Origin of the sequence: Leptospira licerasiae serovar Varillal str. VAR 010 (assembly GCF_000244755.1) — a bacterium.
GTDB classification, from domain to species: Bacteria; Spirochaetota; Leptospiria; order Leptospirales; family Leptospiraceae; genus Leptospira_B; species Leptospira_B licerasiae.
Genome location: NZ_AHOO02000005.1, coordinates 576,255 through 589,389, shown reverse-complemented (window position 1 = coordinate 589,389; position 13,135 = coordinate 576,255). Strand labels below are relative to the sequence as shown.

Below are 13,135 nucleotides of genomic sequence, written 5' to 3'. Positions count from 1 at the left end.
AATACTTTGGTTTAAAGTGTTTTACAAAAAGCAAAAGTTTTCCTTTGGAAAAAAATTTCCTAAAAATGTCCCTTTGGCAGATTATAATAGAAAGGATGAAAACTAACCCTTAAGGATTAGTCATTTGAGAACAGATTCTATTTTTTCTCCACCTTTTTTGGCTCAATGTCGGGTAAGGAATCTAACTCTTCTTCCAATTTGCACTTCGGATAATGATCAGCGTTTAGACTGGAGCCTACCCAACCGAACGCTTCTTGAGAAGAGATGACGTGAATATCCCACCCTTGCACTATATTAGGACAATCCCAGACTTTATTCTTACATAATACCTGGCTTGCTTTTGGTTTTGGATAAGCCCAAGCGGCGGGAGGATGAAGACATTGCATTTCTACTTCCGCCAACTTGCGCATACGCTTTACGTTTTCTTCAAATTGTTTGAATAAGTTCACTAAAGGATTGGCTAACACTTCGTTGAAGTATCCTCTAGACGTATTGTAAGCCAAGAAATACACCAATTCTTCCATTACATATTCTTTATCATGAGAGAAGGAGCTAACGGTATGAATATACCTGGCAATCTTTAAAGAATCAGTGAGAAGTTCACGTAGTACGTCTTCCGATTTATCGGGAAGGCCTGCGTCTTCTTCGTCGTCAGGAGTAGAATCGCTTTCTCCATCATCCACCATCATCTCCGCAAAGAATGTCTCGTCCGGATTTTCTCTTTCGGATTTTTTAGCACCTGCCGCGGTTACCTCCACATTGTCCTGCAATCCTAGGGGAACGTGGTTAGAAGCGGCGGAACATACGAATTCGGGAAGATCCAACTTCTGCATGAAGTTAGCACATTGTTTCGCGATCCTAGTTTTTTCTGTATCGTCCGGAAAAGGACGATTCCAATGGTCTCCGGAAACCCTGGCAATATCCATAAAGATCCCGCCAAGGAAGGAATATCTACGTAACATTTTGTATTTAAGAGCGTCCGGGATCAGGACGATTCCCAAAGCCAATAAACCTAGCTCGCAGATATGTTTGAAAAAATGAGGATTTGTTTCGTAAACTTTAAAGAGCGCAAGTAAATGTTTCTTATTGGTGATGCCGTTGCGAATAATCCCCTTAAAGTTGAATTTATTCTCTTCGTACATGAACTTTAGGAATTTCTTATCCGTTTGTTTAAGTTGAAAAACGATCTTTTCGGCTAACTTATCCTGGATCTGACCGGTTAATTCCTTAGTTAATTTTATCTTAAATTCGGGATTGTACTGACCCTTAATTTCTTTCAATCGGGTAAGAGCGGATTCCTTTACCTGGACTTCTTCCTTTACTAGAATATTGCCGCTATTGTCCTCGATCGCATTTAGGAAACGTAACATATTTCCGGCATTATAATCGCGTACGAAGTTTAAAACCTCTTCGATCGAGCTATATTCTATCGATTTAGGATTTACTTTCATTCTTTAAGTGATCTCTACGTGTGATTCTAAACGGGTTTTCCAAGCTTGCAAGCATAGATTCCAGGCTCTTTCTTCTTTCCGTACTTATATCGGTCGCTTCTCCCATAGAAAACAACATTTTGCATCCTGGGCCCGCATCGCAACAGTCGGAAATATCGCAATCCTCTTTATACTTTCTCAATTCCGGGTAACTTTCCAAGATCTCACCTTTGGATAAATGTAAGATACCCCATTCTTTAATGCCTGGAGAATCGATTAACACGATATTATCTTCCAAAACCAAAAAGTTGGAGTTTGTAGTCGTATGTTTACCCTTCTTAGTGGAAAGACTGACCTGGGAAGTCTTTTGCAATTCCCTATCGGATAAGACGTTTACTAAGCTAGATTTTCCGACTCCGGAATTTCCCACTAAGTACGTGGTTTTGGAAGAAAACTTGGAATACAATTCTTCTAGACCTTGGCCGGTCTGGCAAGATACAGTAATTACCTCGTAACCTAGATCTTTATAAACGGAAGAACGTTTAATCGCAGTTTTTTGGTCCACTAAATCAGATTTTGTAAATATAATTAGGGGAGGGACCTGGGATAGATATGCGGCCGCCAAACAACGATCTAAAAATCCATCCTTAGTTTCAGGATCTTTTAAAGAGGCAAGTACCGCAATTTGATCCACATTTGCACAAAGTACCTGCGCATCTCCTTCTCTACTTTTACGTAGAAGTTCGTTTTTGCGAGGTAATCTTTCTTCGATAGCCCATTCTCCGCCTGACTCCATCGCGCAGACCCTGTCGCCTACAACAAAGGGATGTCTTTCTTTTGCGGAAATATTTCTGAGCCTTCCTCTAAGTACGGCTCGTACTCTTCCCCTTTCTGGAGAATACAGATCGTAGAAGGCTCCGAAGACCCTTGCTATGGTAAAAAACTCCTTTACTGGAATCGTGGAAGTAGACATTCTTAAGCCTAATTTTACGAGCACGCGATGAAAATCATACGCAAATTCGGACCAATATTCGGTCTTGTTTTAGCCGCATTCCTATTACAATCGGCGCTAATATTCGGTTTGGATTTCAGGTCTTTGGATCCGGATCGTACGGTCGTGCTTCTCATCAGTTTGCCTTTTACCACTTTGGCCGCCGTTTTTGTTTGGATCTGGTTCAATGAGTTCGGTCCCGCATGGAACTTATCCTCCGCGCTTTCTAAACTGACTGACCAAGAATACGTAAAATACCTTTCTTCGTTAGATAAATTCAAAAGTGATCTGATTGCAACCAACATCACGGAAAGTGTATGCGATAAAATAATAAAATTCCTCCCGAGCATCATCGATGCGAGTAGGGCTAAAATTTACTTATGGAGAGAAGATCTAGGAAAGTTCTCCCCTTATCCCAGAGATACGGGAGAAGATCATTTTTATATCTTCGATCCTTTTCTATTATGGATCACTGAACACGATAAAATTTTTTATTCGGAAGAATTCGTAGATAACGTAAAACTTCAACAGATCAAAGAACATGCGCTTTCGTTCGCGGCAAAGACCAAGGCGGATCTTCTTGTTCCTTTTATCTTAAACAAAAGTCTTTTGGGGATGCTCGTTCTAGGACCTAAGAACGATGGAAGAAGATACACTGCTTCCGAATTGGAAAAACTGAACGAAATGAGATCGGTTTCAGTGATGTCGCTTTCTAATTCCATTTTTTACGAAAGACTAATAGAACTTACCGAAACTCTTGAGGAAAAAGTCCGCCATAGGACCCAAGAGTTGGAAAACGCACAGTCCCAATTGATCATGTCCGAAAAGATGGCTTCTTTAGGTACCATGGTTGCAGGGATCGCGCATGAGATCAATACTCCTGCAGGAGTTATCAACGGTTCTGCAGATAATCTAGAATCGAACATGAATTATATCGTAAAGAACGTATTTGAAATCGTTCGATTTGCTAGAAACAAGAAATTGAGAAAATCATTTGAAGTTGCACTTCTTCATATCCTGAGAGATCGGAAAAAAAGCCAGGTCATGGAATCCAAGGACAAGTTCCGGATCAAAAGAGAAATGAAAGAAGAAATGGTCGAAATGGGGATCGAAGTTTCCTTAGCGGGAGAAGTGGCTTCTTTCATTATAGAAAACGATATCATGGAAGTTCGAAAGTACATCCTGGAAATTTTGGCCCAAGGGGCAAAGCCTGGATATGAGATGCTTAAGCATGCATCCAACACAAACCGAAATATTAAGAATATTAAATATTCCATCAAAAACATCGTTCGGATCGTAAAAGCTTTAAAATACTATTCCCACCTAGACCAAAGTAAATCCTTCACGAGCGCTGATCTGATAGAGGGGATCGAGAATACTTTGGTGATCATGAACAATCAACTCAAGTATGGAGTGGAAGTGAAAAAGAACTTCTCCACAATCCCAAAAGTCGTATGTAATCCGGATGAACTAAACCAGGTTTGGACCAATCTCATTCAAAATGCGAACCAGGCCATTCGGGGACAAGGAACGATAGAATTATCAGTATATTCTACAGGCGATACTGTTACAATCGAAGTGCAGGATGACGGACCAGGAATAGATCCTTCTATCAAAGACAGGATTTGGGATCCATTCTTTACTACAAAAGACCAAGGAGAAGGTTCGGGACTTGGCCTTGGTATAGTAAAAGGGATCGTGGAAAAACACAAAGGAAAGATCACAGTAGAATCCGCTCCGGGAAAAACGGTATTCAAAGTAGAATTACCGCTTAGGCCGCCACAACCAAATGTGGAAACAAGTTTAGAAAAACCTGCCGTATGATCGCAAAACCTAAAAAGAAAAAGATAGAAACAAAGGCAGAGAATTTTTACGACCTAGTTTATAAAATCGTAAAGAAAGTCCCGAAAGGAAAAGTCACCAGCTACGGCAGGATCGCAGTTCTGATCGGAAAACCTAGAGCAGCCAGAGCGGTAGGCTACGCTTTGAACGCCTTAAAAAAGGGACAAGAGCAAAAGGTACCTTGGCAGAGAGTCATTAATAGTATGGGAAAAATTTCCCATAAAGGAGATACTCCTAGAGCGATCCTTCAAAAAAAACTTTTAGAATCCGAAGGCATCAAATTTTCTAGAGAAGAGGTCGTGGATTGGAAACGATTCGGCTGGCCAGATTAATTTATTGTAAGGTTCCGAATGCAAAAGCCGGTAGTATTAACGATCGCAGGTTCCGATTCCGGAGGAGGAGCGGGAATCCAAGCCGATCTCAAAACTTTTAACTCCACCGGGACTTTCGGAACATCTGTCATTACCTGTTTAACGGCTCAAAATCCGGACGGTGTCACTGGAATTTTGGAAGTTGATCCCGACTTTCTTGAAAGGCAGCTTGTAGCAGTGCTTTCTTATTTTCCGGTAAAAGCGATCAAAACAGGAATGTTATTCTCCGAAAGTTTGATAAGAAGGATCTCCAAAATTTTACAAGAGTACAAAACGAAAGGCCAAAACTTCGAGATAGTATTAGATCCGGTGATGGTTGCCACTAGTGGAGCCAAACTTTTACAAGACGAAGCGATCCAATCCTTGATCTCCGAATTGGTCCCGATGGCAAGTTTGGTTACACCAAATCTAGATGAGGCAAAAATTTTAGGTTCGGGAGAAATTTCCAAAATTGAATCCATGGAATCGGAAGCGGTTTCTCTTTCAAAAAAATTAGGAGTGCCCGTTTTATTAAAAGGTGGACATATCAAAAATTCGAAAGAGGCGTTGGACATATTAGGAATTTCGAATGGACAAACCTTCAAATATACCAAACCTTTTGTAGAGGATTTTAATCCTCATGGAACAGGATGTACTTATTCTTCTGCGATCGCTTCTTATCTGGCCCAAGGATTTCCTCTTTCCGAGGCTGTGGGAAAAGCGAGAGAATTCCTACATGCAGCAATCTTACAGTCTTTTCCTGCCGGAAAGACAAAGACATTAAATCATAACCCTAAGATCTAGTTTTTTGGAACTAATCCCAATTCTTCCCTTGAAACTTTTTCTAAAATTTCCAAAGGAAGAGACCCTTTTCCCAAAACGAATCCGTGGTATTCTTTAATATCGAAAGTTTCTCCTTTGACCGACTTCCAATCTTCTCTCATTTTCAAAAAAGAGATCATTCCGATTTTGTATGAGCAAGCCTGTCCTGGATAAACGATATATCTTTCGATCTCCGCAGAAACTTCTTTAGGAGCCATTCCGGTATTGTCCGACATATAGCGGATCGCTTCTTCTCTGCTCCAACGTTTATAGTGTATTCCGGTATCCACAACTAAACGGACCGCTCTGAATAATTCAGCTTGCAGTCTTCCTAGATCCACATAAGGGTCCGAATAAAAATTATAATCTTTTGCGAGTCTTTCCGCGTACAAAGCCCAACCTTCCACAAAAGCGGTAAAGTGTGTAGTTCGCAGCTTTCTAGGCGCGGAAGTCAATTCTTGGGACCAAGCAATCTGCAAATGATGACCTGGAATCGTTTCATGGTACGTTAATGTATTCATCCCGAATTTGGGTATTTCTTTTAAGTCGCGAAGATTTGCATAAAATACGCCGGGACGTTTTCCATCCAGACTTGGTTCTTCGTAATAAGCTCCAGGCGCCCCAGCTTCTTTAAATTCAGGTATCCTTTCCACCTGTACTTTTGCTTTTGGCCAAGAAGGAAAGATAGGCTTGGATCTTTCGATAGATTCTTTTAGGATCTCTTTATATACCTCTATGACTTTTTCTTTTCCTTCCGGAGTATTCGGGAATTGAAACTCAGGTTTTTCTCTCAGTTGTTTCATTGTAGCTTGTAGATTCGAAACTTTAATACCTGACTTTTCTAAAATGGATCTCATCTCGGTTTGGATCCTAGCTACTTCCGAAAGTCCTATAGAATGAACTTCCTCGGGGGAAAGATTTGTAGTAGTATGATATTTTAGGGTATGTTCGTAGAACTTCTCTCCGTTCGGAAGCTTCCAGACCCCCGCTTTATTATCCGCCTGTTTAAGTTGTTGTTCTAAAAAATTTTGGAGTTTAGAGTAAGCTGGATAAACGGAACTTTCTAAGATCCTTTTTACTTCCGCCAAGGAAGAAATTTTTTGATCGGAGAGTATCTCGTCATTCTTCTCCAATTTTTTACGAAGACTTACATATAGAATATTTTCTTCCGGATTTTTGACCCTGAAATTTTTTAGTTCATCCAGGACCCTTCTCAAAATAAAATCAGGCGGGATCACACCATTAGATTGCCTTATTTCTAAACCTCGGATCACTTGGTCCAACTTTTCAGAAATCCCGTTTAACCTCGCGATATAAGATTCCACATCTTCATAATCTTCTATCATATGAGATGTCGCTAAAAACGAAGGAATATGATTTTGAACGCCGAATAGCTGATTTACCGGATAAGAATTATAAATATATTTTTCATAATCGGCCGCCAGTTCCAGATCCCATTCTAATGCTTTATAATATATCTTATCTTCTCCTCTTAGTCCGGAAGAATCGTAAGTCCTTAGTATTTCCAAATCCCTTTTTGCTTTATCTGCTCTTTCCATTTCTTTTTCAGGAGAAGAGTCGGACCATTTGTAATTATGAGAAGTGATCCCCCAGGAATCCAAAATTCGAAGAGAGGTCAACGTTTCCGGGTCATCCAAAACATTCTCCCAAAAGATCTTTTCATAATATAAACCTAATGTGAGCGGTCGGAAATTGATCGTGTGCCAAATTAAAATTGCGAAAGATAGAACAAATATACCGATAGCGGAGAGAGAAATGATTAGGATCTTCTTCAGCATGGATAATAACTCCGATGTTTAGAAAAGTGGAATAAGGATTTTAGATAAAAATACGAGCAATAGCGTCCAGATAGCGGAAGAAGATGCAGCAAAGGAAAAGTGATTCTCCCAATTTAGTAAAGGAACACATACGAATAAGAACATTCCGAAGTAAGAAAGATAAGGATTACGCAGATAAAGAGTCTTTTGCCATTCGAAAAATCCTTCTCTAAAATCCTTTGCATCCCCTTTAAACTTATTCAAAAAGATCCATTCTGAAACGAATCCAAAGACGGAAAATGTAAAAAAGAAAAAGGAAATAAGAAGCACCCAAGACCAATCTAAAAATGGGATCGGATATAATGCGAATACGATCGGCAAAGCAAAAGCAATTAGAGCCGAAAATGGAAAGAAGAAAGCAGTTCGGAATAATCTACTTTCGGACAAAAATTTAAAAAAAGGAATTCTTCCGGGTAACTGATAGGAACCACAAAACAGGCATTTTTCCGAATCGGAAAGAATAGAAGAGCCGCAGTTCCTGCAATAGAAATTCTTTTTGGAGACTTCGGCTGCTTCCGACACTTAAAACCTCAGACCTTCTTAATTAAACTTTCAATTAAAGCTCTTAAGAAAGCTTCTTTTGGGGTTCCACTTTGGATCGGTTTATTATTAATAAATAAACTAGGAGTGCTATGGATCTCCACTTTAGCCGCATCATCCACTTCTTTATTGATCTGATTACGGACAGCAGGAGAAGACAAACAAGCGCGGAACTGATTCATATCCAATCCTTCTTGTTGAGCTAAACTCAACACGGAAGCGGGAGAATGAGCGATTCGATTTTCAGTATTTCTATAAAGTCCTTCGTAAATTGCAGGAAATTTATTTTGTTTATCCGCACAAATCGCAGCAGAAGCCGCTACACAAGAACTCGCATCAGGACGAGGAGATTGTACTAATCGGTTACAATTCGCATCCAATGGGAAATTTTTATAAACAATCTTTACTAGTCCCGGATAATCTCTCAAAACTCTTTTTAAGATATGAGAAGTATCCATACAGTGACCACAATTGAAGTCTGCAAATTTTACAATCGTGATAGGAGCGTTTGGATCTCCTTGTATAGAAGAACCTTGTAGATCAATGGAAACTACAGGAGCTTTTTCGTAATCGGCCAGTTGTTTCTGTATCTGGGCTACACCTGTATGTTCTCCATCTACCAAAGAATCGTGGAAAGATTTTCCTCCGATCTGGCCTGCCGCAAGGAACAACAAAATTACTATATAAGTATTTAAACCTTCGATTTGGAGGATGCCGAATGCCTTTTTCAAGGATTTGTCTTTATAGTCCTTAATTTGGAAGAAGGTCCCTATAACCAAGATCAAAGTAGAGATCCAAGTAACCGCGCAAAGTCCGCAAATCGCATCTATATAAAATACGGAAGCGGAGAAGAGCCCAAGATCGATCACTAATGCAACAAGCAAAATGTAAAAAGAAAGTAAAAGATATCCTTCTTTGTTTTCAGGACTCTTTTCGGAGCGAACAAAAAGATATGTAACAAATCCGTAAAATGCAAATCCGAATAGTGCGATTGGAAGGTCTCCCAACCAAGGAACGTCCCGGATCGCAGAGATGCTGCTTTCGGATACCTTGGAGCAAGAGCCTGATTCGCTGACTGCATCGCAAAGAGATTGTGCAAGTCCGTCCGCAGTTTCTCCGCCGAAATATTTTCGGATCAATAAAAACGAGATAAATGCCGCGATACCGGAAATTACGGCAAGAATAGAGCTAGGGGACAGTTTTTTCATTCGGGACTCCGATTACAAAATACCTTTATACGTACCTGGAAGGCATAAGGAAAGAAAAAATATGGGGATATGTACTTATAAAGAAGAATTAAAAATTAATCGGATCCCAGACTAGTAATAGCCTCGGCCAGATCTATCTTACCTTCGTATAAAGCTTTTCCTGTAATCACTCCATACATCGGAACGGAAGTCCCCAATGCGGATAAAGCCATGATATCTTTTAGAGAAGAGATACCACCGGATGCGATTACTTGAAAATTATATCTGCTCAAAATTTCCTTATATGCGTTAAGGTTTGGACCCGCCAAAGTTCCGTCTTGGGCAATATCCGTAAAAATAATATTACGGATCCCTGCTTGTTGCATTTTTTCCAGAAGGTCCAAATACTTCACACCGGAGTCTACTTCCCAGCCTGCAATTTTGACTATACCGTCTCTAGCATCTACCGCCACAACGATCCTGTCTTCTCCGTACTTTTTTAAAGCGAAGTCCAAAAGTTCCGGATTATTTACCGCGGCCGTTCCTAGGATAAAACGATCTATACCGATGGAATCATAATATTCCAACTTTTCTTTATCACGGATCCCTCCGCCGAGTTGGATCTTTAGATTGGAAGATTTACGAATTTTTGAAATAGATTCCGTGTTGATCCCGATCTGGTTTCTTGCGCCGTTCAAATCGACAAGATGCAAGAGAGTAGCTCCATTTCTTTCGAAACCTTCTGCAAGTTTCCAAGGTTCGGTGGAGTAGATCGTTTTTTCGTCGTATTTACCTTTGAATAATCTGACAGCGCAATTATCCAACAAATCAATGGCCGGAATTAAAATCATAAGGATTGAATAAAGTTCTCCAAAATCTTTAGACCGAAGGTGTAGGATTTTTCGGGATGGAACTGCGTTCCGAAAACGTTTCCTTTTTCAACTACTGCAGGAAACTTCTCGCCATAATAATCACAGAAGCCGGTGATTGCGGAACTCTCCACTCCAACGGGACGGTAGGAGTGTATAAAATATGCGAATGATTCGTCTTCTAAATTTTTCAATAAATTACTTTTAGAAGGATTTCTTTTATATAATTTATTCCAGCCGATATGAGGGACCTTGTAATTTTTTCCCTTAAACTTTCGGATCTTACCTTTGATGTATCCTAGTCCGGAAACGGTCGCGTTCTTATTTTCTGAAATGACTTCATCGGAATCTTCGAACAGAATTTGAAAACCTATACAGATCCCGAACAAAGGTTTTCCTGCCTTTACATGTTCATCCACAAAGGTTCTCAAACCTGATTCATTCAGATTTTTCATTGCCTTATCGAAATGCCCGTCACCGGGAAGAATGATCGCATCCGCTTGTTTCAAAACGGAGGGTTCCTTAGTATAAGAAAAATCTTTAGTAAAGAGTGAGATCGCTTTTAAACAGGAGTGAATATTCCCCATTCCATAATCGAGAACAGCGATCATTCCAAAACACCTTTGGTAGAAGGGATTGCACCGCCTGCAGCAGGATCGATCTCAATCGCCATTCTCAAAGCCTTACCGAAAGCCTTAAAAATGGATTCATGAATATGATGACGATTTTCTCCATAGTGAACATGAACGTGTAGATTCATCTTTGCATTCAAAGCGAACTTCTGTAAGAATTCCAACGACAGCTCTGCATCGTAAATTCCAAACTTACCTACAAGTTCAGGACCGGTATATTTATAATAATATCTACCGCCTAGATCGACTGCGACTGTGGTAAGAACCTCGTCCATTGGAAGAGTGTAATGGCCGTATCTTCTGATCCCCGCTTTATCTCCCAACTGCTTATGAAGAGTGGCGCCGAGAAGAATTGCAGTGTCCTCGACACTGTGGTGGCAATCGATTTCTATGTCGCCTCGCAACCAAAGATCGATGTCCAGAAGACCGTGTTTAGAAACATGAGAAAGCATATGCTCGAAGAACGGAATTTGAGTATCGAATTTATAATTTCCTTTCCCCCGAATATTCAGGGAGAGCTTAATGTCCGTCTCCGAAGTTTTACGTTCTTCTTTCATTCTATCCTGACCCTACTTTCCTATTAATTATCGTGTCAATGAATTCCAAAAATAAGCTGACGGAAAGTCCCCAAGACCAAAATTATCCCAAGGGATAGAATCCCTCCAACCACTAGCCGAAGTGGCGGAATTGGTAGACGCACTGGTTTCAGGTACCAGCGGGTAACACCGTGGGGGTTCGAGTCCCTTCTTCGGCAAAAAATTCACTCGTATCAAAATGGTGTCCAAGGGACTCGAAGCTTTCGAGCGAGAGCGTTTGCAGTGACCCATAGGGAACGTAAGCAAACGCGATCTGAGTCCATGGATGGACGAAGACGCGAGAAAGACGCCGTGGAGCCCAATCGAACAGGATGTGAGATTGCGCAACGGCGAGTCAGTGATGAGATTTTAAGATCATCAAAGTCATACGCAAGTTAATCCAAAAAAATCGCCAGATCTGCCACGGAATGCATGTACGTAATCTTAGTAAGGTTTTTCCAGGCACTGAGGTAAAGTCTCCTTGGGTATATGCATCTCTTAGTTGCGCATTTTCCAGCGGGACCCATTCTTTCTCTTCTCTCATTTTCTTCCTCCCTTTCATTCCGGAATCGCCCACCATCCGGGTTTAGCTTTTGCCTTATAAAGGAACAAATAGTGCAGTAACAACTTAATCCAATGCCCTGCCAATCCGATCTCCCCCGTGGTATATTTTAAGGATCGCCCGAATTTCGGATACTTCTCATAATCCGGTACCACAGGATATACGGTCATGGAGGCAGCAGTTCCGTTGAATAAGTCTTTTCCAGCGGAAGCAACACAAGCTGCTCCCATCTCCGCCATCGAAGCAGTGTGGCTTGGTATAGATTTTCCGTACAGAATCATGTCGGCAATACTTCTAGCCACAGCTCGTCCCATAGTTGCGGAGGGCATTCCCGTACGAGGAGGTGTAGGAGAAATTTGCACTCCTTCTTCGGTTTTCATTATTTTTGAGATCGAATGGGGTGGTGCGAAAGCTATACCAATTGCGAATAAATTTGGGAACGAAGGTGACTGATAAGTTTTAGGCCAATCTTGAGGTTTCCATTGTTCGAAAGGTTTCACTTGGTAGTTCGCATCCACCCTCATCATCCCGTTCGGAGCAAATAAGGTATCGGTGATATCCTGACTGGATTTGGAATATGCTTTCAATCCTACTCCCGAAAAAGGTGGGATCAACATCGTAAAATCGCTGTGAACATATCCAGATTCTCCATCAAGAGTTACGAAATGGATCAATCCGTTTTCTAGTTTGGTAACATGAGCTCTGGTTTTCCATTGGATATCTCTTTCGGCAAATAGGGATTCTGCGAAAATTTTACTGCTCGTAACATAGCCGCCTTGTTCCAAATGCATCCCCCCCATTCCAAAATCACCCAATTCGTATTCATTGGAGATCCATAGTAAGCGGGCTCGGTCTCGAACTCCTGCCTTACGTAATTCATAATCTACATTAAATAGATATTCGAATGCTGCTCCTTGGCATGTGCAAGTTCCGTGTCCAGTTCCGATCACAAAGTTAAGCGTTTCTCCGGACTTCATCCTTCGAATTGTTTCTTCAAATTTTTTACTAGCTTCCTCCGCATGTGAATATGTACAAACTGACAAACTATTGCCAAGCTGAGGGTTTAAACCGGGAGTCGCATCAAAGTTCAACTTAGGTCCGGTTGCATTCACACAAAAATCGTATTCTATGGTTTCCTTCTTTCCCTGTTGCTCTCCGGAGACGTATTCGACAGTTACATAAGATTTATTTCCTTCGAGGTCTCCTTCAGGATGAATACTAATAGCTTTCGCTTGCACATAACGAATTCCTAACTTGTCATACACTGGCTTTAAGGCGAAAGTAACTTGAGAAGGTCTCATCGAGCCGACGCCGACCCAAATATTAGAAGGAATCCAATTCCATTGTGAGTTCGGTGTAACAACTACGACTTCGTGTTTTCTCTTTACATACTTCTTAAGAAGTGTCGCGGCCGTATGGCCTGAAATTCCGCCACCTAAGATCACAGTTTTCATACATATACCCCTATGGGTATTATACGCTAAAAAGAAAAGATCC

The 13,135-nt window shown here is 40.9% G+C and carries 12 protein-coding genes and 1 tRNA gene; 4 read left to right on the top strand and 9 right to left on the bottom strand.

The features are described from left to right. Positions 1–137: 137 nt before the first annotated feature. Together LEP1GSC185_RS03280 and rsgA are read right to left on the bottom strand one after the other, a co-directional pair. Positions 138–1,451, bottom strand: a complete 1,314-nt coding sequence (locus LEP1GSC185_RS03280) for a hypothetical protein (RefSeq protein WP_008590969.1) — start codon at positions 1,449–1,451, stop codon at positions 138–140. Continuing rightward, entirely contained in the window at positions 1,435–2,403 is a 969-nt protein-coding gene (gene rsgA / locus LEP1GSC185_RS03275) for a ribosome small subunit-dependent GTPase A (RefSeq protein ID WP_008591743.1), read from the bottom strand. The genes LEP1GSC185_RS03280 and rsgA overlap by 17 nt, the downstream gene beginning before the upstream one ends. A 27-nt stretch (positions 2,404–2,430) precedes the next feature. Here rsgA and LEP1GSC185_RS03270 point away from each other — a divergent pair, with 27 nt between their 5' ends. Genes LEP1GSC185_RS03270 through thiD form a run of 3 tightly spaced genes read left to right on the top strand, consistent with a single transcriptional unit; the run spans position 2,431 to position 5,417 of the window. Then, entirely contained in the window at positions 2,431–4,245 is a 1,815-nt protein-coding gene (locus LEP1GSC185_RS03270; RefSeq protein ID WP_008590663.1) for a sensor histidine kinase, read from the top strand. Next, positions 4,242–4,595: an MGMT family protein gene (locus LEP1GSC185_RS03265; protein ID WP_008591221.1), complete on the top strand. Its 354-nt coding sequence runs from the start codon at positions 4,242–4,244 to the stop codon at positions 4,593–4,595. The genes LEP1GSC185_RS03270 and LEP1GSC185_RS03265 overlap by 4 nt, the downstream gene beginning before the upstream one ends. Positions 4,596–4,613: 18 nt before the next feature. Further along, positions 4,614–5,417 (top strand): bifunctional hydroxymethylpyrimidine kinase/phosphomethylpyrimidine kinase, encoded by an 804-nt coding sequence (thiD, locus tag LEP1GSC185_RS03260; RefSeq protein WP_008589696.1) that lies wholly within the window; start codon positions 4,614–4,616, stop codon positions 5,415–5,417. Here thiD and LEP1GSC185_RS03255 read toward each other — a convergent pair. The 6 genes from LEP1GSC185_RS03255 to hisB all read right to left on the bottom strand — a co-directional run bounded on the left by LEP1GSC185_RS03255 (position 5,414) and on the right by hisB (position 11,058). Beyond that, a complete protein-coding gene (locus LEP1GSC185_RS03255; protein ID WP_008589706.1) occupies positions 5,414–7,234 on the bottom strand; it encodes a DUF885 domain-containing protein in 1,821 nt (606 codons plus the stop codon). The two genes, thiD and LEP1GSC185_RS03255, sit on opposite strands and share 4 nt — an antisense overlap. An 18-nt stretch (positions 7,235–7,252) precedes the next feature. Next, positions 7,253–7,795 (bottom strand): hypothetical protein, encoded by a 543-nt coding sequence (locus LEP1GSC185_RS03250; RefSeq protein ID WP_008590783.1) that lies wholly within the window; start codon positions 7,793–7,795, stop codon positions 7,253–7,255. Positions 7,796–7,803: 8 nt separating this feature from the next. Next, the gene (locus LEP1GSC185_RS03245) at positions 7,804–9,021 is read right to left on the bottom strand and encodes a vitamin K epoxide reductase/DsbA family protein (RefSeq protein ID WP_008591751.1); all 1,218 of its coding nucleotides are present in this window, start codon (positions 9,019–9,021) and stop codon (positions 7,804–7,806) included. A gap of 95 nt (positions 9,022–9,116) precedes the next feature. Continuing rightward, positions 9,117–9,851 (bottom strand): 1-(5-phosphoribosyl)-5-[(5-phosphoribosylamino)methylideneamino]imidazole-4-carboxamide isomerase, encoded by a 735-nt coding sequence (gene hisA, locus LEP1GSC185_RS03240; protein WP_008596159.1) that lies wholly within the window; start codon positions 9,849–9,851, stop codon positions 9,117–9,119. Continuing rightward, positions 9,848–10,480 carry an imidazole glycerol phosphate synthase subunit HisH gene (gene hisH, locus LEP1GSC185_RS03235; protein WP_008590094.1) on the bottom strand — a complete coding sequence of 211 codons (633 nt, stop codon included), beginning with the start codon at positions 10,478–10,480 and terminating at the stop codon, positions 9,848–9,850. Before hisH ends, hisA begins: the two co-directional genes overlap by 4 nt. Continuing rightward, positions 10,477–11,058, bottom strand: coding sequence for an imidazoleglycerol-phosphate dehydratase HisB (hisB, locus tag LEP1GSC185_RS03230; protein WP_008591488.1), 582 nt, complete (start codon positions 11,056–11,058; stop codon positions 10,477–10,479). Before hisB ends, hisH begins: the two co-directional genes overlap by 4 nt. Before the next feature lie 115 nt (positions 11,059–11,173). On the opposite strand from hisB, the gene LEP1GSC185_RS03225 reads away from it, so the two are divergent. Further along, positions 11,174–11,255, top strand: a tRNA-Leu gene (locus LEP1GSC185_RS03225). A 379-nt stretch (positions 11,256–11,634) separates the two neighbouring features. Here the strand turns inward: LEP1GSC185_RS03225 and LEP1GSC185_RS03215 are convergent. After that, positions 11,635–13,092: an NAD(P)/FAD-dependent oxidoreductase gene (locus tag LEP1GSC185_RS03215; RefSeq protein ID WP_008589543.1), complete on the bottom strand. Its 1,458-nt coding sequence runs from the start codon at positions 13,090–13,092 to the stop codon at positions 11,635–11,637. Positions 13,093–13,135 lie beyond the last annotated feature (43 nt).

Excerpts from the sequence above, each read along its gene's own strand:
- thiD (WP_008589696.1), top strand. The coding sequence starts at position 4,614 with ATGCAAAAGCCGGTAGTATTAACGATCGCAGGTTCCGATTCCGGAGGA.
- hisH (WP_008590094.1), bottom strand. The coding sequence starts at position 10,480 with ATGATCGCTGTTCTCGATTATGGAATGGGGAATATTCACTCCTGTTTA.
- LEP1GSC185_RS03255 (WP_008589706.1), bottom strand. The coding sequence starts at position 7,234 with ATGCTGAAGAAGATCCTAATCATTTCTCTCTCCGCTATCGGTATATTT.
- hisB (WP_008591488.1), bottom strand. The coding sequence starts at position 11,058 with ATGAAAGAAGAACGTAAAACTTCGGAGACGGACATTAAGCTCTCCCTG.
- hisA (WP_008596159.1), bottom strand. The coding sequence starts at position 9,851 with ATGATTTTAATTCCGGCCATTGATTTGTTGGATAATTGCGCTGTCAGA.
- LEP1GSC185_RS03245 (WP_008591751.1), bottom strand. The coding sequence starts at position 9,021 with ATGAAAAAACTGTCCCCTAGCTCTATTCTTGCCGTAATTTCCGGTATC.
- rsgA (WP_008591743.1), bottom strand. The coding sequence starts at position 2,403 with ATGTCTACTTCCACGATTCCAGTAAAGGAGTTTTTTACCATAGCAAGG.
- LEP1GSC185_RS03280 (WP_008590969.1), bottom strand. The coding sequence starts at position 1,451 with ATGAAAGTAAATCCTAAATCGATAGAATATAGCTCGATCGAAGAGGTT.
- LEP1GSC185_RS03215 (WP_008589543.1), bottom strand. The coding sequence starts at position 13,092 with ATGAAAACTGTGATCTTAGGTGGCGGAATTTCAGGCCATACGGCCGCG.
- LEP1GSC185_RS03265 (WP_008591221.1), top strand. The coding sequence starts at position 4,242 with ATGATCGCAAAACCTAAAAAGAAAAAGATAGAAACAAAGGCAGAGAAT.
- LEP1GSC185_RS03270 (WP_008590663.1), top strand. The coding sequence starts at position 2,431 with ATGAAAATCATACGCAAATTCGGACCAATATTCGGTCTTGTTTTAGCC.